This window comes from Pseudoalteromonas sp. A601 (assembly GCF_002165575.1).
GTDB lineage: Bacteria > Pseudomonadota > Gammaproteobacteria > Enterobacterales > Alteromonadaceae > Pseudoalteromonas.
The window spans coordinates 1-20,033 of the sequence record NZ_MXQF01000031.1; the positions used below are offsets into that span (position 1 = coordinate 1).

A 20,033-nucleotide genomic window follows, 5' to 3' on the forward strand; every position below is an offset into this window, starting at 1 on the left:
AGCGGCGGGGAATAAACCCGAAGAGATTCAATGTCGCAATTTTATCGTAATTAACTTATAAAATCTTGCTTTGAGCAGTAGTTAATAGAGTACCCTGTCGATTTTTCCATTGGCGGTAGACGCTATTTTCAGTGGATGTTTAATGTTATTCCAGGCTGTTACTTTGCCGCCAATATTCATTCTTTCGAAATCATGTATAGTATTAGGAGCTGAACATTTTAAAAAATCACATAATGAATTGAAGCTTTCAGACTCGCTAATGTCGATTTTTAAAAAGTCACTCTCTCTTGCTGAAAAATAGTGGCGCGCTTCATCTCTGTGTTGTTTATATATCTGGCGTAGGAAATCATCACACTCAAGGTTTTCTAAATTTAAATTTGAAAACGTATTTAAGTAGCAACGCTTTATATGTGGATTGAATCCACCATTTTCACGAGTTAAATTTTTAAACATTCGCGTTAAAAGTTGACGAATTGAAGGTAGCCATAATGACGTTTCCCGCTCAAGATATATAAACCTTGAGTCAGGGTATGCTTTATCAAGATATTGGTAATCATTAAAAATGGGCGTGTCAGCAATTACTTGTGCATCTTTAAAACATTTTTTTGTATAAGCCGTGTGCGCACAACTGTAGCCAAGTTGCAAAAAGCTATGGCATACACTGGTTGTGCCTGTGCGAGGTAAGCCGATAATAAAGATTTTATTTTCTGTCATTATAATTGTTCGTTTGGATTAAACCAAAGTTGTTTATTTTCAAGTGGTATTTACTTTAACATGTGAGTGCTTTTTAGATGGATAACGGTTTTTTCAAGCCCTAACTGTATTGCTGCTTAGCATATATATGGGCGTTTTTTGGAGTTTACAAAATAATAAACGGCTGCTGGATACGAAAGCGCAAAAGGCACACAAAGCAACCGTAATTTCATATTAGAAAAGCCGACTGAAAATTAATACGAATCCTGCTAATGCCAAGGTTGCAAAAGTTGATATCATGCCAATAACTCTTAATTTAAAAGTTCCGTCTTTGATTGCGATACTATGGCAAATACGACCAAATACCAATAATGAACCAAGAATATGACAATAGTGACTGCTAAGACCTTGGAATTCTGCTAAAAATATTAATATTAAAGCAAATGGTACATACTCAATAAAGTTTCCATGAGCACGCGTTGCTCTGATCAGCGCTTCGTTATTATCAGTACCAAGAGATACCTGGTTTGCTTTACGCACTTTAACCACATTCATACTTAAATAAATATACATAAAAGCCAATACGGCCGCATAAAATGAAATAATCACGCGTTAGTTCCTATAATTTTTTTTAATGATACCACAAGTTTAAACATGAAATAGTTACAAGCTAGCTTTTTATGATAACGTACTAAAATAGCTGATTAATAGGATATATATGTTTGTTCCACGTAAAGTTGCTGATAATTATCGAGAAATGATCAACAGCATTGGCTTTTATCCTTCAATGTTGTCTGTGGGATTTCTGCTTTTTGCCATTATCACTATGTCGGTAGAGTACACCGCGCCTATCATTAAGTTAAAAGAGCTTATTGCTTTTTTATTAGTTGATAGCGAAGAAAATGCACGAACCATATTAAGTACCTTAGCTGGAAGTATAATTTCTTTAACCGTGTTTAGCTTTTCAATGGTAATGATTGTTTTAAATACCGCAAGTGCAAGTTTATCACCCAGGGTGATCCCTGGTTTGATCACTCGTAAATCCCATCAACTAGTTTTAGGCTTTTATTTAGGCAGTATTATTTATTCAATAATCATGCTTATCAATATCAAACAAACCTCTGGAGGGGATGTTTCAATTCCTGCACTAGGGGTGTTTTTTTCATTAGTATTTGGTTTGATATCACTCGCTCTATTTGTTTACTTTATTCATTCAATTTCAAAAGCTATTCAAGTCGATAATGTGCTTAATGACTTATTTAAAGACACCAAAGGTGTTATTAAGTCGATAATCAGCCGTCAAGAGGAGCATAATATAAGCCAGTTCCCCGATTTTTCTGACTGGTATTCAATTAAAAGTAAAACCGAAGGCTATTTCAAAGGGGTTCATTCCGATAAATTATGTGACATTCTAGCCCAAGAAGATATAAAGCTCTTTATTGCCGTTAACCAAGGGTATTTTACTGTTAAAGGTTACCCTTTTCTTAAGTCAGATAAAGATCTTACTAATAACCCTGAACTCATTGAAAAATTATTAGACTGTTTTATTTTTTATGTAGAAGAATACATTAGCGACCATTATCGTTATGGCTTAACGCAAATTTCTGAAATTGCAGTTAAAGCGATGAGCCCAGGAATTAATGATCCCGGTACTGCCGTTAAAGCAATTGATATGTTGAGTATCTTACTAATTGAACGCTTAAAAATTAGTGATATCAATTATTCGCTAAAACACGCACAAGATACGCCACTTTTATACATTCATGAAACCTCATTTGAGGAGCTATTACATGATAACTTCACCCCACTTCGTAATTACGCCAAAGCCGATGCGTATGTAATGACAAATGTGTTAGAGGCATTTAAGAATATTTTGTTCGTCGCAAATGACAACGAAGATGCTACTGAAAAGTTATTCAATTATCTTGCTGCAATAGTAGATGATATAAATGAACACACGACTAATTTATATGACCGTACAGAAGTTATTAATATGCTAAATTCAATTACTAGGATCTCACCTAAGCGTGGCGATGTTTTGCTTAAGAGATTTGAGCAGCCAAAGTAAATGGCTATTGGCTGGTTAAATTTAAAAAGTCTCCAGCTGGAGACTTCTTATAAGTATTACCCTTTGATATAAAATGAGTTTATTAATTTTCAATCAAATAAATAGCATAACTTGAAGCTGAAATCGTGATTTCACCGGCATGATAAGAATCAGGGGTTACTGAGCCAGATTCCACATCTGCTGACATTGCCATTTTAGCTCTTACATAAGGCTGTACACCAGTGTCCATCGGCTTCATGGATGCACTGTAAAGGCCTTTAACTTCAACGCCATAATCACTTGCAAACTCTGATGCTGCTTTTTTAGCGTCTTTAATTGCTAATTTTTGAGCTTGATTATGCAGTTCATTATATTTGCTAGATACAAACTGAGTTTGATTAACTTGGTTTATACCGCCGTTAACGAGATTTTGTAAAAGCGTAGGGTATTTATCAACATCGTTAAGCGTTAAAGATAAACTACGAGACACCCTAAAACCTACAAACTCTTGCTTGTTAGTCTCTCTATTATACTGTGTCTCACGGTGAATACTGATTTGTCCTGCATTTATATCTTTAGCTAACACACCCGCTTGTTTAGAAAGTTTAATTGCTTTTGCCATGGTTTTATCAGCTTTATCTTTTGCTGCCATAAGGTTTTTGTCAACTTCGAGTATGCCGACATTAAGCAAAACACTGTCTGCAGCTGTTGTGATTTTAGCTTGACCTTGAATATATATATGCGGTGCACTTGGTGTGCTTTGGGCAAACACATTGAAAGTCATGGCGGCTGCAAGTAAAGGTAAGTAACGCATAATGTTCCTCATTAAGTGAATTAGGCTTATTAGATACCCTAGCTGGTTAATTTAAAATGAACAAGCATAAAAAAACAGGCCGTAGCCTGTTTTTATTAACATTCTTAATTAGATACTAACGCGTTTATAGTTTCGGTATTTTGGTAACCAATAGTTGGAATCAATAGCAGCCCAAAGTCTATCATCACTTATTTCAAGTGCAGCGCCCTCTTCGATTGCTTTTTTAGCAACGGCAAATGCAATGCGTTTACTTAACGTTTCAATCTCTGTAAGCGCTGGTAACAAGCTGCCTTGCCCAGTATTTGCACGCGGTGATGACTCAGCTAATATTTCACTTGAGACCATCAGCATAGCATCGGTAATTCTCGTCGCTTTTGCTGCAATCACACCTAAACCAATACCCGGGAAGATATAGCTATTATTACACTGCGGAATAGTATAAGTTTGGCCTTCATATACAACAGGATCAAATGGGCTACCGGTTGCAACAATTGCGTTGCCTTGAGTCCAATTAATCACATCAGCAGGCAAAGCTTCTACTTGTTTTGATGGGTTACTTAATGGAAAGATAATCGGCTGTGCGCAATTACTATGCATCGCTCGAATAACTTGCTCAGTAAATAATCCTGGCTGACCAGATACTCCAATTAGAATATCAGGCTCTGCACAATGCATAACATCAAGTAACGAGGCGTATTCACCACTGTAAGTCCATTGTGCTAAGTCATCGGTTTGTTGCGCAAGCGCTTGTTGGAAATCACGAAGGCCTTGCATACCTTGGGTTAACAAACCAAAACGATCAACCATAAATATTTGGCTGCGTGCTTGCGTATCTGAGATACCTTCCGAAACCATCTGGCTTATGATTTGTTCAGCAATACCACAACCGGCAGAGCCAGCACCTACAAATACCACTTTTTGCTCAGATAACTTTGCATTCTTAACGCGACATGCGGCAAGTAAAGAGCCGACAGTAACGGCTGCAGTACCTTGAATATCATCGTTAAAGCTACAGATTTCATCACGGTAACGCTTTAATAAAGGCATTGCATTAGGTTGGGCAAAATCTTCAAACTGTAATAATACATTTGGCCAACGACGCTTAACCGCTTTAATAAATAGATCTAAAAATTCATCATATTCATCTTGGGCTATGCGTTTATGACGTGCCCCCATGTACATTGGATCATTAAGTAACTTTTCGTTATTAGTACCAACATCAAGCATGACTGGTAATGTATAAGCTGGGCTGATCCCGCCACAAGCGGTATACAGCGAAAGCTTACCAATTGGAATACCCATGCCACCAATGCCTTGGTCGCCTAAACCTAAGATACGTTCACCGTCGGTTACAACAATAACCTTTACCTTTCCTTTGGTTGCATTACGCAAGATGTCGTCAATTTGATAACGATCTTCGTACGAAATAAACAAGCCACGAGCACTTCGGTAAATATCTGAGAATTTTTCACAGGCATCACCCACCGTTGGGGTATAAATAATTGGCAGCATCTCTTCAAGATGATCACGTACTAAACGGTAATAAAGTGTTTCGTTATTATCTTGAATTGCGCGTAAATAAATGTGTTTATTAAGGTTATCGTTAAAGCTTGAATATTGTTGATAACAGCGTTCAACCTGTTCTTCGATTGTTTCATAACGAGGTGGTAATAAACCCGCTAGGTTGAAACTTTCACGCTCTTTTTGTGTAAATGCACTACCTTTATTTAGCAGAGGAGTTTCGATCAGGCCTGGACCTGAGTGATGAATATAAAGATAATTTGGATCGGTATTTGTAGTCATAATTCCAAGCTTAGCGATGTCTTTAATTGTGATCTGCCATTATTACGATTGAATGTTAAAAAGCAATGACATTCAATCTTGTCAGACCATTTACAGTAAGAGAAATGTACGGAATATGCCGTACTTACAGCATATTGTACAGTATCTTATTAATTGAAATAAGGGCTATTTATGCTCATTAAGCACAATACTATTTATCGCCAAGGGCGATCCCTTCACGTCGTGGATCTGCTGCTCCGTATAAAACACCCTTTTTAATTTCAACAGCGTGTAGTCCTGAGTTCAAATCGACAACTTTTACAGTGTGACCGCGTTTAACTAACTGCGATTTTAATGCAGCAATGTCAGCCCCTTTTTCTAAGCTGGTATAACGATTTCTATTTGTTACTCGGCCTAAATTAATGGCTTGTTGGGCTGTTAAATCCCAATCCAATACCCCAATTAATACCTGTGCTACGTAATTTATTATACGACTGCCACCCGGTGAACCAACCACTAAGCGTAAGCTTCCATCTTTGTTGAATACCATCACCGGCGACATAGAGCTTCGTGGGCGTTTGCCTGCCTCAACTCGGTTAGCTAATAGTTTGCCATCTTTTTTTGGTGATAAGGCAAAATCAGTTAATTGGTTATTCAATATATAACCATTGACCATAACTGTCGAACCAAACGCCATTTCAATTGAACTAGTCATCGAAACCGCATTTCCTGCACTATCTACAACAGATACATGAGTAGTCGAAGGTAATTCATAAGCATCATCTTGTGCATAAGCTAATTTGACTTTAGGCTCTCCGGCAACAGCTGGGGTGTCTTTTTCAGTAATTAGGGCTGAGCGTTGTTTGATATAGTCTGGCTCTAGCAGTTCTTGAGTAGGAATATAGGCAAAATCGGGGTCGCCCATGTACACATCACGATCAGCAAATGCTAAACGTGATGCTTGGGTAAAGTAATGAATGGCTTGCTCCGAATTAGGCGTGAACTGGGCCATGTTTTTACTTTCTAGTAATGCTAATATTTGTATTACTGCAACCCCACCACTACTTGGTGGTGCCATAGAGCAGATTTTATAATCATGGTATGGCGCGCACACAGCGTCACGCTGTACACTTTTATACTCAGCCAGATCGTTAAGGGTTAACGTACCCGGTGCCACCTTACTTTGCTGAACAGCTTCCACCATCTGCTTGGCATTATCACCTTTGTAAAAGGCATCAATGCCCTTTGCAGCTATGTCTTTATATAGATTTGCTAATGGTTGGTTTTTCTTTACTGTACCCACTGCTACAGGCTTACCATCCTGAAAAAAATAATCGCTAATGACATCAAGTTTAGTAACGCCAGGGTTAATTTTCTTAGCAAGTAATGCATGCAGTCGAGGGGAGACAACAAACCCTTGCTCTGCAAGCTCTATCGCCGGGCTAAATAGTGTGTGCCAATCAAGTTTACCGTATTGCTTATGAGCATTTGCAAGTGCATGTAAAATGCCTGGCACACCGACTGAACGACCTCCTACCACTGCATCAATCCATTTTGCCGCTTTACCATGTTTATCTAAAAATAAAGTTTCGTCTGCATTTTCAGGCGCGGTTTCACGCCCATCAAAACTTGTCAGCGTGTCGGTTTTTTTATCGTAATACATCATAAATGTACCACCCCCTATACCTGACGATTGTGGTTCTACCAATGTTAAAACAAGTTGTGTAGCAATAGCAGCATCAACTGCACTACCGCCTTTGGCAAGAATTTGTTGACCTGCTTTAACAGCATAGGGATTTGCAGCAGCAATCATAAAATTAGCGCCAACGACCTGTTGTTTAAGTTGATGGCCTGTGGCAGCTTCTGGTTCGCGAGTTTCGCGCGGCGTTGTTGCGCTAACGGCTAAAGAAGGAATACATAATAATGAGGCAGTTAATGCCAGTGCTTTTGGAAACGTTAAAAACATAAAATAACTTTATTGCGCCTAGGTGTTTGGCATCTTAAAGTTAAACGTGCACAATATGCAAAAGTTTGCTGTAAAAATAAGAAAAAAATGGTTAATTTACCTCTCCAACCCCGTTACGTTCTACCACCACTGTGTTTAATCGTAATTAGCTCACTCTTTGCCATGCTAAATTTGAACGATTTTTTAGAGTTCAATCGCCAGCTAATAAGTCAAGGTGAAGTATGGCGATTACTCAGCAGCCAATATGTGCATGCTAATTGGGCACATTTAGGTTTAAACTGTGCGGGTATATTGCTTATTTGGTTACTGCATGCCGAGCACACTACACCGAGTCAATATGCACTCAACTCATTAGTTTTGGGTATTTGGTGTGGCTTAGGTATTTACTTCTTTTGTCCTGATATAAAAATTTACACAGGGTTAAGCGCCCTATTACATGGCGTGATTGTTTGGGGAGCTATAAAAGATATTAGTGTAGGTATGAGAACTGGCAGTTTATTATTTATAGGAGTCTGGCTCAAGGTAGCCCATGAACAATATACTGGCCCTAGTGCTGAAGTCGGTCAACTAATTGCCTCACGGGTGGCTATTGACGCACATTTAATTGGTGCGATTGGTGGTATAGTGCTAGCAACACCAGTTATTATTAAAATGATAAAAAAAACGCCAAACTAAGTTTGGCGTTTTTTTTAACTAAAATTACAGTGTTTCTTTAAATAACTTATAGATACGACGGTATTCATCTAACCAGCTCGAAGGCTGCACAAAGCCATGCGGCTCTACAGGAAATATTGCAGTCTCAAAGTTTTCTTTTTCAAGCTCAATTAAACGTTGTACTAAACGTACTGAATCTTGGAAAAATACATTATTGTCAACCATTGGTGCGTTAATCAGTAAGTGGTTTTTCAAGCCTTCTGCATAGTAGATCGGAGAGCTTTTTTCGTAAGCAATCGGGTCAACGTCTGGGTGGTTCAAAATATTAGATGTATAAGGCGCATTATAGTGAGCCCAATCTGTAACCGGGCGAAGTGCAGCACCTGATTGGAATAAATCAGGCTGTGTAAACAACGCCATAAACGTCATAAAGCCACCGTATGAGCCACCGTAAGTGCCTACAGCACCGGTATCAACATTCGCATTCTCGGCCATCCAACTTACACCATCCATTAAATCTTGGGTTTCAGGCGTTCCCATTTGACGATAAATTGCAGTACGCCAATCGCGACCATAGCCTTTTGATGCACGGTAGTCCATGTCCATTACTACATAACCCTCAGAGGCTAATAAGGAATGAAACATAAACTCACGGAAATAACCTGACCAACCCATATGCGAGTTTTGTAAGTAACCTGCGCCGTGATTAAAAATAACGGCTTTACGCTCGTTACCACTTTCACCTTCAACATAATCGGCTGGGTAGTAAACTTTTGCGTAAATAGGCTGCTCAGTATGGCTTGATGGTACAGCAACAATTTTAGGGGCTATCAGTTGTTTTGCTAAAAATTCACTCGATACCATATTTGTAAGCTGCTTTGCACTGGCATTTGCTTTTGCGTCTGCTACATAAAGCTCTGGCGGAGCCATTATTTTAGAATGTGTTAATAATAACTTGGTTTGATCAGGACTAAGTTGGTAGTCAGTCATGCCATCTAAGTTTGTGATTTGCTCAGATTGAGCAGTTTGTGGATCGACGCGGTAAATCTCATACAATCCAGGGTGCTCAACGTTAGCTTTATAGTAAATAGCACTATTGTCATCGCTGAGGGTTAAGTTAGATACAACAAACTGGCCTTTCGTAAGTTGGGTTGCTTTACCGTTTAATGGTTTTTTATAAATATGGCTGTAACCCGACTCTTCAGATAAATAATAAAGTGTGTCTGAATTATTGAGCCACCCAAAATCATTGTATGTATAGTTAACCCATGCATCATCATGTAAACGGTGTTGAGAAACTAATGTGTTGTTTTCAAAATCAACAGATGCAATCCAACGGTCTTTGTTATCCCATGCTTCAAGCATTAGCGCTACTTGTGAGCCATCATGATTCCATACAATAGCACTTTGTGACCAGCCCCAGTCCATAATCAAGTTAATTGCACGAGGTTCTTTTTTCGATTCGTATGTTTTGCCTTCACGTGCATAATTTTCTTTTTTTACTGTAGCAAGTACGTCTTCATCGAAACCCGGTAACGTATCAAAAGCGAGTGTTTTTTGCGTGTTTTCTTCTAAATCAATATAGATAACTTTAGATGTTTGTGGTTTTGCATCGGCAACGCGGCGACGGACTTTTTCAGCTTTTACCCCCGCATCATCAGTAATATAGTTTGGCATTATATCACTGTCTTCACGCCATGAGCGGTTATCCGTTACTACTGCAATTAATGCTTTACCACTTGGTGATAATTGAACATCAGAGATTTTATTTCCTTTCCCTAAATAAAATTGTGCATTCGCAATACTTGCATTTTGACTCTTTAATTGCTCTTTACGTGTTTGTTTATCAAGCTTATTTTTATGCGTTAAGGCAATGTAGTCAATTAGTTTATGCTGTTCTTTGGCAATATACGTTTGAGGTTCAATAACGCCTTTTGGCGCATCATTTAAATGTAAATTTGCAAGCTCAGTTTGCAAACCTGTTGTTAGGTTTACTTTATAAAAAGTATTTCCTTGGCGAAAAGCTAAATTACCATCTGTTAAAAATTGTGGGTTAGATTGTTTAGCACTGTCGTGAGTTATTTGTGTAATTTCATTTATTTTTATATTTTTTATAAATATATTTCCTTCATACACATAAGCTTGAAGCAAACGGTTTGCAGAATAAACGGCATTGCTTGCACCTAAAGTATGGAGTTTATTCAACGCAACTTTACTTGCCGATTGGCTATTGACCCCTTGTACATACAAATCCCTTAACTCATTTCCTTGTTGCTTTTGAGCGTATACAATAGTGCTTGAATCCGCAGCCCAAAACGCTCGCTCCGCTTGACGTCCTAACCAATCAGGATGCGCCATAGCTTGTTCGAGAGTGATTTCACTGCTGCCAAAATCTGCAGGCGTTGCTATAACACTTGCAACGGGGGTATTTGCAACTTCTTCAGAAGAAGTTGCGGTGGTAGTTTGACAACCAGCAAGCACAAAGCTTGATGCAATCGCCATGGCTACTAAGGTTCTATTTGCTGTTTTTAAGTTCATAGTGCTTCTGCTTAAATAGAGGAAGATTATTATAATTCCTCCAATTTAAGCAGAAGCACCATAGGTATTGCAATTATTTAGGATAAACAGCCAAAGTTTACCGTTAAGTATTGGGCGTGTTGACCTTTCAGGGTTGAAATTTGTTCAAACTAGGGAGGATTTAATCGCGGCGCGAAATTTGTAACCTAGTGGGCTAAGTAAAAATTGAGCAACAAAGAGTTAATCTTCCCTAGACAGAACCCGAAGGGCAGCGCGTGTTTGGTATTGATGCTGCGTTATCGCCTACTTATGGGGAGCAACCACACTACATTGGCTCTGCCTTGCCTAAACACCAAACACGCAGCTGCAAATTTAACCTCGAAAGATAAACACGCCCTCGCTATTTAACTAGTATATCTAACCAAACCATACGATGATCAGAAGACGCATTTCTATCCTTTATCAAACGATACAGTTCACTATTTTTAGTTGGCCAAAAAACGCCGCCGTCTTGAACCGAAAGACCATAAGTTGATGGCAAAACATAATCAACACGGGCTTGCCAATGTGCGGTATAAGCAGCGGCATACTTATCGGTATAACTTGTTGCAGCCCCTTTACTCACCGGCACAAATTGACTATTAATTAGCGGGTTTGCTAAGAGTTGGTTTGTTGTGTTTGGGCGCTTTTTATCGCCCTCTGGTGCTGCATTTAAGTCACCAACAATAACAAATCGAGAATTACTTTTTAGCCCGCCTTTAACCCCTTTATCATCATAAAGGTAACTTGCGTTTTCAATATAATCTTTAACTAACCTAACTTCATCGTGGTTACGTTTACCATTTCTGTCTTCTTCGCCATCAAACACTGGCGGAGTTGGGTGCGATGCAAGTAAATGAACCGTTTTACCTTTGACATCGATGGGGAGATCCCAAAAAGATTTTGAACTCAAGCGCATTGCTTGCCATTCATCATTATTGTACCAATCCTGTTTTGTCTCAGGATCAATTGGCATTTGCGCATCTGGCATATCTTTGTATTTAAATTTTTGCAATGAACGTACTTTATCAAAATCAATTGGGTAGCGAGAAAGCACAGCCATGCCATAGTGACCTGGGAAAAACCCAAAACCATAAGCATCACCAAGCTTACCCGTTTTTTTGCCATCATTGTCAAAGTCAAATTCTGACGCAACTCCTGTATTAACAGGGCCTATATATGTATAAGGGTAGTTAATAGCAGGTTGTTTATTTTGACTTACTTTTAAGTAATTCTGTATAAAATAATCAATGCCTTGGGATTTATTCACATAATCGAACTCATTCAAGAGCAAGATATCAGGGCGGACACGCTGGATAATTTCTGCAATGTTTTTTATCTGTTGATGGTCACTTTTTAACGCATTCACTAGCGCATTTGGGTTAACACTTTCACCCTGTGCAGTGTAATTAGTGGCATCCATACTTACGTTAAAGGTCGCCACTCTTATATTGCCTGCTGCTTTTGCGTTATTTACTAAAGTGCACGTCACACACATGCTAGCAACAGCGGCAACAATCAATTTTATATTCATTAAATAAACCCGTCTAAAATTAATATTAAAATTACACTACTGACAACAACCCACAAAAGGATTGCCATTAAAAATGGCTTAACACCCGCTTGCTTTAAAACATTGATGGATAAACCACTGCCAATTAAAAATAAAGTCATCACTAATAACTGTTTAGCAGCACTGTTTAAAAATGACCACGTTGAAGAATAATCTGGCAAATACGTGTTTATTAATGCTGCTGCTAAAAAGCCTACAATAAACAACGGAATACTGGCTTTTTCTTCTGAGCGCCAAAATACCCCCGCTAACGTGGTATAAGGGATAATCCACATCGCACGAGTTAATTTAACGGTTGTTGCAATACTCAGCGCAACGGCGCCATAAGTTGCTGATGCGCCAACAACACTACTGGTGTCATGAATAGCTAGAGCTGCCCACATTCCAAATTGCTCTTGGCTTAAATTTAAATAATGACCTATTGCAGGAAATAGCAATAAGCCTACGCCATTTAGTAAAAATACAACGCCTAACGCTACCGCTACTTCATGATCTTTGGCTTTAATAACCGGAGCCATGGCGGCAATAGCACTACCGCCACATATTGCTGTACCAAATGAAATTAACACACCAGTGTTTCTGTTTAACTTAAATACTTGAGTAAGTATTTCACCCAAACCGATAATCGCAGTAATGCTAACAATTGTCAGTACTAACGAGCTGCGGCCTACTTCAATTACTTGGTTAATGTCGACAGCAAAGCCCAAGCCTACTACGGCTGCTTTTAGCATCCATTTACTCGCGGTTTGAGAAAGCTCAGCAAACGGGTTTCCAATAATAATTGCAAATACAGCACCCATAATAAGAGCAGAACCGGCACCAATTAAAGGAGTAAGGCATAAACCTAATAACAGTAAATAAGCTAGCTTATGAAAGTGAATCGTCGCAGGCATAATATTCCTAAATAATACTTTTCGTATGATTTATTATCTGAATTTAAGTATAGACTGACATAAACGATTGGATAAAAAAAGAAAAAGCGGTAGATGGATAGTACAGAAATAATAAAGCCGAGCTTATTGCTCGGCTTGCTTATTATTAATTCAATATAAGAGAGGTACTGGTTGCAAGTACGCCAGGGTATTGCTCTTCGGGTAGGTATTCAGCAAGTTCAGCTAAACGCTCTCCAAGTTCATGTAAACTTGAAGCTGATACATTTATATGCCCCATTTTGCGCCCAGGCTTTGGTGTTTTTCCGTACCAATGGCTTGTTACATCGCTCACTTTCAAAACATCGTGTGGGATAGCAGACTGACCAAGAACATTGATCATCGCACTGACTTGTTTAAGTTCTGTGCTACCAAGTGGTAAACCTGCAACTGCCCGCATATGATTCTCAAACTGAGAACAATGCACGCCCTGCTGTGTCCAATGCCCAGAATTATGCACGCGTGGTGCTAATTCGTTCACTAACAATTGTCCATCAACATCAAAAAACTCAATAGCTAACACGCCTATATAGTTAAGCTCATTGGCTATTTTGTTAAATGCATCCTCTGCTTGTTGCTGAATAGCTGATTTTTCTTTACCCGCTACTGACAGTGTAAGTACGCCATTGGTATGTTGGTTTTCTGTTAATGGATAAATAACAGTGTTTCCTGATTTATCACGAGCCCCAATAATTGACACTTCACGGTCAAATGGGATCATTTTCTCAGCAATAATTGTATGCGGCATTTGCTCAGAACCCGATGCAATAAAGTCAGCCATTTCAGACCAGATTTGGTCGATTTGATCATCTGACTTTAAACGCCACTGCCCTTTACCATCATAGCCTGCTTGGCAAGTTTTGATAACGAGCGGTTTACCAAGTGCTGTTACTGCCTCAACAAGGTGTGCTTTTTCAGTAATGAGTTTATAAGGTGCACAAGCGACTTCAGTTTTACTTAACAGTGCTTTTTCAATTGCACGATCACCACCGGTTTTAATGGCCGCTTTACCTGGATAGAATTTATTACTGGCACAACATAATGTAAGCACATCATCTGGTATGTGTTCAAACTCAGCAGTAATTGCATCAACCTCAGCAATGCTTTGCTCTAAGGTAGTGCTGTAAACTTCATTAGTTAAAGGGTGAACAATTTTTTTGCTGCCAACATCATAAGCAACAACATTTAAATTCAATGGTGCTCCCGCTAAACTCATCATTCGAGCAAGCTGACCGGCACCTAAAATTAAAATTTTCATATTACTCTGCAGGATTAGGGTTGGCTAAAATAGTCTCTGTTTGTTCTTTGCGGAATGCTTCAACTTTTGCGAAGATCTCAGGCTGTTGGCAGCCTAAAATTTGCGCTGCTAATAAGCCAGCATTTGCAGCTCCAGCATCACCTATTGCAAGTGTGCCAACAGCAACGCCTTTAGGCATTTGGCAAATAGATAATAATGAGTCAACACCGTTTAGGGTTTTAGACTTAACTGGCACACCTAATACAGGTAGCGATGTAAACGCAGCGGCCATTCCTGGTAAATGTGCTGCACCACCGGCACCAGCAATAATAACTTTAATACCACGATCTGCGGCTGAACTTGCATAATCAGCAAGTAATTGAGGAGTTCTATGTGCAGAAACAACTTTTGTTTCATAAGCGATGCCAAATTTATCAAGCATAATCGCTGCGTGTTCCATAGTTGGCCAATCTGATTTGGAACCCATAATAATGCCAACAGTCATAAATACTCCTCAGTAAACTAATTATCGAACTAATAGCGGACTTATGTCCTCATTTTAAGGCGGTCATTATACACGTATTAAATATAAAATCGCGATAAACAGCCAATAAAAAAAGCCATGACATGCATGGCTTTTATACCCAAGCCACCTCAAGATGCGAGTTTCAGTTGGAATTAAAAACGATTTAGACAAGGCATTGATTGCAAATAATAGTGGTTCTATTGTTAAAATCAATAACGCAGTATAAATCGCTTTTAAACCAACCCGTTGGGCGTTTCACAGGAACTTACTCTCATCGTTGTTACTTATTAAAAGGGACTGCCATTCTTGCAAAGTAACGCCTTGATATTAAGCCCCTGTGAAGCGCTGAATTCTGCATCTTGAGGTGGTTTGGGTATAACTATTAAAATACAGCGTTATGCTTCTTTACTGGCTAAATACTCAGAGTATGTGCCTCTAAAGTCAATAATCTGAGAATCTTTAACTTCCCAAATGCGAGTAGCAAGTGACGATACAAACTGGCGATCATGTGATACAAATAGTAATGTACCTTCGTAGGCTTCAAGGGCTAAGTTTAAAGCTTCAATCGACTCCATATCCATATGGTTGGTTGGTTCATCCATTAACAATATATTTGGCTTATGCATCATAATTTTACCAAATAACATGCGGCCTTGTTCACCACCTGAAATAACTTTGACTGATTTTTTAATATCATTTTGTGAGAACAACATACGGCCTAAAAAGCTACGAACGACCTGTTCGTCATCGCCCTCTTGTTGCCATTGCTCCATCCATTGGAATAAGTTCATATCTTGCTCAAACTCATCGGCGTGATCTTGTGCATAATAGCCAATATTTGCATTTTCAGACCACTTAAACTCACCTTGTTTTGGTGCAAGGCGACCTGCTAATATGTTTAATAGTGTTGTTTTACCAACCCCATTTTCACCGATGATGGCTATTCTCTCACCCACTTCAACTAAGCCTTCAAGCCCAGTGAAAAGCATTTCTTCAAATCCTTGACCTAGATTATTAAGTTCTAGTGCATTACGAAACAATTGTTTTTCTTGTTCAAAACGAATAAATGGCGTTTGACGAGATGACGCTTTAACTTCATCAAGTTGGATTTTGTCAATTTGTTTAGCGCGAGATGTTGCCTGTTTTGCTTTTGATGCGTTCGCCGAGAAGCGAGATACAAATTGCTGTAATTCAGCTATTTGGCTTTTCTTTTTCGCATTTTCACTTAACAAACGTTCACGTGCTTGCTCAGCCGCAAACATATATTCATCATAATTACCTGGGTACAGGCGTAACTCACCATAATCTATATCGGCCATGTGTGTACACACAGAGTTTAAGAAATGACGGTCATGAGAAATAATGATCATAGTGCAATCACGTTGATTCAATACATCTTCAAGCCATTTTATCGTATAAATATCTAAGTTATTGGTCGGCTCATCCAGCAGCATAATATCTGGGTCTGAAAATAGAACCTGAGCTAATAAAACACGTAGTTTAAAACCCGGTGCAATTTCTGACATAGGACCATAATGCTGCGCAGTATCAATACCCACGCCCATTAATAATTCACCTGCTTTTGACTCAGCTGAGTAACCATCCATTTCTGCAAATTCAGTCTCAAGATCGGCAACACGCATGCCATCTTCTTCACTCATTTCAGGCAAGCTATAGATGCGGTCACGTTCTTGTTTGATTTCCCATAGCTCTTTATGGCCCATGATCACAGTATCAACAACTGAATATTCTTCATATGCAAACTGGTCTTGGTTTAACTTAGCTACACGCTCATTTGGATCAGTACTAACATTACCAGATGAAGGCTCTAACTCACCGCTTAAAATCTTCATAAAAGTCGATTTTCCGCAGCCATTAGCGCCTATTAAACCATAACGGTTTCCTTCGCCAAACTTTGCAGAAATGTTTTCAAATAATGGTTTAGCACCAAATTGCATGGTGATGTTAGCTGTACTAATAATAGCGCTACCCTCCAAGGGGAAATCATAGAAATTAAATTGGCTGGAGTTTAAACCAAAACAGGTGTTTTTTCTATGGAATATTTCTGAACTAAATAGCTAATTTAATGCTTTTACAGTACTAATTACCTAGCTTAAGCCCCAACAAAATAAGGATTAATTTAGTCTTTACATTTTAAATTTCCTCTATACTAATTTAATGATATTTTTTCACTTTACCCATGGCGTACCTTTGTTAGGATTGCGCGTTTATAACAACACACACAATATATAAAGGCCTAGTTAATGAACAAAGGACTATCTGTACTTTTAACCGCTACGATTTTCAGCTCTTGCAGTGCCCAAGCGCTTGAAATCTATAATGATTCGACTAATTCACTAACAATTGGTGGGTTTATTGATGCAAGGGTCATCCACACTCAAGGACAAACTGAAATAGTAAATGGTGCCTCGCGTATAAATTTTGATTTTAAAAGGCAATTAAAAGAACATTGGTCAGCTGTAGCCATGCTCGAATGGGGAGTTAATCCTGTTGGTAGTAGCGATATCATTTACAACAACCGATTTGAATCAATTCAAGATGAATTTTTATATAATCGTTTAGGTTATGTAGGCATTGCCCACGATCAATATGGTCAACTGACGATAGGCAAACAATGGGGTGTGTGGTACGACGTAGTATACAGTACTAACTACAGCCTAGTATGGGACGGTAATGCTGCAGGTGTCTATACCTATAATAAAGATGACGGTGCAATAAATGGCACAGGCCGTGGTGATAAATTACTCCAATACCGTAATAATTACGGTGATTTGAGTATTGCAGCTCAAGTACAGTTTAAAAATAACGACTTTTATACATGTGATGTAGAAGCAATCTCAGAATCTGATTGCGAAACACTATTTAATAACCAAAGTAACTTAGCGCAAAAAGTTGAGTTTAATTCTACATACGGTGCAGCACTTACCTATACGTTAACTGATAAATTGACACTTACAACAGGTTTTAACCGCGGTGAATTTAATATCGTTTATGGCACTGATGCCACGATGAAAACAGCGGTCGACTTAGTTTATGGTGCAGGTATTACTTATGGTAATTTTGATGCAAAAGGGTTCTATGCTGCTGCAAATTTAAATAAAAACAAAAACCATGATACAGATAACTTAGGCAGGTTAATTAAAGAAGCTGTTGGACTAGAATCTCTTGTTTCGTATAGATTCGACAACAACATTCGCACATTTTTAGCATACAACGTATTTGATGCGGGTGATGACTATGTTATTCAACCAAACTTTAATGCTGATCCAAATGACACCTTTAAACGACAATTTAGCGTGTTAGGGGTTCATTACTTATTTGATAACAGTACCCTTGTTTATATCGAAGCAAGAAAAGATTTTAGTGACTTCTCAAGTGCAGACAAACAGCAAGAAGAACAAATGAGCTTATCAGAAGATGATGGTATTGCAATCGGCTTCCACTACGTATTATAAAATGAAATGTTGCTCGTTACTTTAGTTCAACTAGCAACACTCTCTTTATCTCTTCTCAATAAACGCTTTTTTTATTGCTTTATAACCCTCCCTCGGACCTAAAATAAGCCATAATAATATTATGCCCCCGGGAACTAATATCGCTTTTAGAATAGGCCCAAGCATGTAAGAATAAAAAAAGATAAAAGGTATAAATAAAACGAAGCCTATAACGCGTTTAATGATATTCATTGTGTATTTTCCTTTTAAAAGTGAGCGCGCTCATAAATTTAATTGAGCGCGCTCAATAAAGCAAGGCAATTCAAACTTTTTAAGTGATATAAAAATTAAAGCATTGAAATATGAGTAAAAAAGAAATAACACGAAATAAAATTTTAGCCGCAGCTTGGGAGCTATTTATAGAGCTGGGCTATGAATCAACCTCAACCAGATCAATTGCAAATAATGCAGGTGTTGCAGCAGGAACGGTTTTTAGCCATTTTGAAAACAAAATTGATTTACTTAAAGCTGGTATGTTATTGCAAATAGATAACATCATAACTACAGCAGCTTTAACTGATAAACAACACTCTCCTCGTTTGAAGTTACGCCATTATGCACTGCCCTTATTTACATTTTATTGTGAAAATAAAGAATTTAGTAAAGTGTTAATCAGCGATATAATTTGGCAAGCAGATTTTTTTAATTTTCAGCTCAACGAATTTAAAAAAATGCTCTTTAGTGAACAACCTCAATATGATGAAGTAAAAGCTACCGTAATGATGGATTGTTATTTTATGACTCTGCTTAGCGGTTTAAATGAAACACACCCTAAACCCGAAACGATGTTAAGAATATTGACCAACAAACTAGCACTATTGTGAGAAAATCCCCCACTTTGTTCAAAACTTTTAATTTATTCACCGATGCGATTATATTATTTAACTAAAGAAATAATGTATGATGTGTTCTTCCTGTGTTTTTAACGCTTAAAATAACAATAAGTGACTATTTAGTTAACTCGTTACTTAATAAAACTGACTCTATGCGTTTTTACCACAGCATTTTTTATACTTGCGTCCATTACCGCAAACACATGGATCGTTACGGCAAATTTTTGGGGCAGTTCGTACTTGTGGACTCTGTGGAGGAGGACAACAGCTTGTATTTGTACAGGTTGATTCTTCAGGCCTCAAGCCTGTGTCTGATACACTTTCATGTGTTTGATTCATAATCGTGATACTTTTAGCCTTTTTAGTAATGCTATATTATAACCATAGTTTAGGGTGTATCTCGAGAGCTGTTTATTAATAAATAAAACGCTTTAATAATACTAGCGTAAAAACTAATAACCTCGCTTTTGCCAAAACTCAATTTCAGACATCGCCTCTTGTTCATATACTGAAAAAGTTTTATCTGCAATAATTTTTGAGTTCAATTCAATGGTCATCCGCCAGTCACCTATTTTATTATTTATAGGCTGCCATAGAGTGTCGCCTAGGTAAAAGTGCCAGTCATTATTTTTTATATATTCAGTACCTTCAAATGGAGCCATGGCGATACCATCATCATCGGGGATATCTGGGTGGTAAATACAAAAATGAATTTTTTCCCCCTTCGCTTTTTTGATATTAATGATGAAACCAAATTCAATATCAAGCTTTGCGGGTACTTTGGTCGTGAACGATTGTATCTGTGGCAATTCTTTTGACGATGAGTCCCATTGAGTATAAATACCATAGCTTTGCATTGATACTAATGGTTTAATTTTTGCCATTATTGATATTCCTATTACGCATTA

At 38.2% G+C, this 20,033-nt stretch carries 18 protein-coding genes; 4 read left to right on the forward strand and 14 right to left on the reverse strand.

Annotated features, from left to right (window positions below; all coding sequences use genetic code 11):
- Positions 1-81 precede the first annotated feature (81 nt).
- Entirely contained in the window at positions 82-714 is a 633-nt protein-coding gene (locus B5G52_RS17965) for a sulfotransferase (protein WP_087534025.1), read from the reverse strand.
- A 213-nt stretch (positions 715-927) separates the two neighbouring features.
- Entirely contained in the window at positions 928-1,302 is a 375-nt protein-coding gene (locus tag B5G52_RS17970) for an MAPEG family protein (RefSeq protein WP_087534026.1), read from the reverse strand.
- A 109-nt stretch (positions 1,303-1,411) separates the two neighbouring features.
- Here B5G52_RS17970 and B5G52_RS17975 point away from each other — a divergent pair, with 109 nt between their 5' ends.
- Positions 1,412-2,761 carry a DUF2254 domain-containing protein gene (locus tag B5G52_RS17975; RefSeq protein ID WP_087534027.1) on the forward strand — a complete coding sequence of 450 codons (1,350 nt, stop codon included), beginning with the start codon at positions 1,412-1,414 and terminating at the stop codon, positions 2,759-2,761.
- 82 nt (positions 2,762-2,843) lie between these two features.
- Here the strand turns inward: B5G52_RS17975 and B5G52_RS17980 are convergent, their stop codons facing one another.
- The 3 genes from B5G52_RS17980 to ggt all read right to left on the reverse strand — a co-directional run bounded on the left by B5G52_RS17980 (position 2,844) and on the right by ggt (position 7,302).
- A complete protein-coding gene (locus B5G52_RS17980) occupies positions 2,844-3,554 on the reverse strand; it encodes an SIMPL domain-containing protein (protein ID WP_087534028.1) in 711 nt (236 codons plus the stop codon).
- A 108-nt stretch (positions 3,555-3,662) separates the two neighbouring features.
- Positions 3,663-5,357, reverse strand: a complete 1,695-nt coding sequence (locus B5G52_RS17985; RefSeq protein ID WP_087534029.1) for an NAD-dependent malic enzyme — start codon at positions 5,355-5,357, stop codon at positions 3,663-3,665.
- Between the two features lie 190 nt (positions 5,358-5,547).
- Positions 5,548-7,302 (reverse strand): gamma-glutamyltransferase, encoded by a 1,755-nt coding sequence (gene ggt / locus B5G52_RS17990; RefSeq protein WP_087534030.1) that lies wholly within the window; start codon positions 7,300-7,302, stop codon positions 5,548-5,550.
- A gap of 87 nt (positions 7,303-7,389) precedes the next feature.
- Between ggt and rrtA the strand changes: the two genes are divergently transcribed.
- Positions 7,390-7,977, forward strand: a complete 588-nt coding sequence (gene rrtA, locus B5G52_RS17995) for a rhombosortase (RefSeq protein WP_087534068.1) — start codon at positions 7,390-7,392, stop codon at positions 7,975-7,977.
- Between the two features lie 24 nt (positions 7,978-8,001).
- Here the strand turns inward: rrtA and B5G52_RS18000 are convergent, their stop codons facing one another.
- The 6 genes from B5G52_RS18000 to B5G52_RS18025 form a co-directional block, all read right to left on the reverse strand.
- Entirely contained in the window at positions 8,002-10,494 is a 2,493-nt protein-coding gene (locus B5G52_RS18000; RefSeq protein WP_087534031.1) for a prolyl oligopeptidase family serine peptidase, read from the reverse strand.
- A 379-nt stretch (positions 10,495-10,873) separates the two neighbouring features.
- Positions 10,874-12,010 (reverse strand): endonuclease/exonuclease/phosphatase family protein, encoded by a 1,137-nt coding sequence (locus B5G52_RS18005; RefSeq protein WP_254911243.1) that lies wholly within the window; start codon positions 12,008-12,010, stop codon positions 10,874-10,876.
- Between the two features lie 35 nt (positions 12,011-12,045).
- The gene (locus tag B5G52_RS18010; protein WP_087534033.1) at positions 12,046-12,978 is read right to left on the reverse strand and encodes a YeiH family protein; all 933 of its coding nucleotides are present in this window, start codon (positions 12,976-12,978) and stop codon (positions 12,046-12,048) included.
- 145 nt (positions 12,979-13,123) lie between these two features.
- Positions 13,124-14,272 (reverse strand): 5-(carboxyamino)imidazole ribonucleotide synthase, encoded by a 1,149-nt coding sequence (locus B5G52_RS18015; protein ID WP_087534034.1) that lies wholly within the window; start codon positions 14,270-14,272, stop codon positions 13,124-13,126.
- A gap of 1 nt (position 14,273) precedes the next feature.
- Positions 14,274-14,756 carry a 5-(carboxyamino)imidazole ribonucleotide mutase gene (gene purE, locus B5G52_RS18020; RefSeq protein WP_087534035.1) on the reverse strand — a complete coding sequence of 161 codons (483 nt, stop codon included), beginning with the start codon at positions 14,754-14,756 and terminating at the stop codon, positions 14,274-14,276.
- Between the two features lie 416 nt (positions 14,757-15,172).
- Positions 15,173-16,759, reverse strand: a complete 1,587-nt coding sequence (locus tag B5G52_RS18025; RefSeq protein WP_087534069.1) for an ABC-F family ATPase — start codon at positions 16,757-16,759, stop codon at positions 15,173-15,175.
- 282 nt (positions 16,760-17,041) lie between these two features.
- On the opposite strand from B5G52_RS18025, the gene B5G52_RS18030 reads away from it, so the two are divergent.
- The gene (locus B5G52_RS18030; RefSeq protein WP_087534036.1) at positions 17,042-18,253 is read left to right on the forward strand and encodes a porin; all 1,212 of its coding nucleotides are present in this window, start codon (positions 17,042-17,044) and stop codon (positions 18,251-18,253) included.
- A gap of 45 nt (positions 18,254-18,298) precedes the next feature.
- On the opposite strand, the gene B5G52_RS22415 is transcribed toward B5G52_RS18030, so the two are convergent.
- Positions 18,299-18,484, reverse strand: a complete 186-nt coding sequence (locus tag B5G52_RS22415) for a hypothetical protein (protein WP_087534037.1) — start codon at positions 18,482-18,484, stop codon at positions 18,299-18,301.
- Between the two features lie 110 nt (positions 18,485-18,594).
- Between B5G52_RS22415 and B5G52_RS18040 the strand changes: the two genes are divergently transcribed.
- The gene (locus tag B5G52_RS18040) at positions 18,595-19,116 is read left to right on the forward strand and encodes a TetR/AcrR family transcriptional regulator (RefSeq protein WP_087534038.1); all 522 of its coding nucleotides are present in this window, start codon (positions 18,595-18,597) and stop codon (positions 19,114-19,116) included.
- A gap of 159 nt (positions 19,117-19,275) precedes the next feature.
- On the opposite strand, the gene B5G52_RS22565 is transcribed toward B5G52_RS18040, so the two are convergent.
- Together B5G52_RS22565 and B5G52_RS18050 are read right to left on the reverse strand one after the other, a co-directional pair.
- On the reverse strand, positions 19,276-19,464 hold the full coding sequence (locus B5G52_RS22565) for an SEC-C metal-binding domain-containing protein (protein ID WP_087534039.1): 189 nt from the start codon (positions 19,462-19,464) through the stop codon (positions 19,276-19,278).
- 113 nt (positions 19,465-19,577) lie between these two features.
- The gene (locus B5G52_RS18050; RefSeq protein WP_087534040.1) at positions 19,578-20,009 is read right to left on the reverse strand and encodes a DUF3859 domain-containing protein; all 432 of its coding nucleotides are present in this window, start codon (positions 20,007-20,009) and stop codon (positions 19,578-19,580) included.
- Positions 20,010-20,033 lie beyond the last annotated feature (24 nt).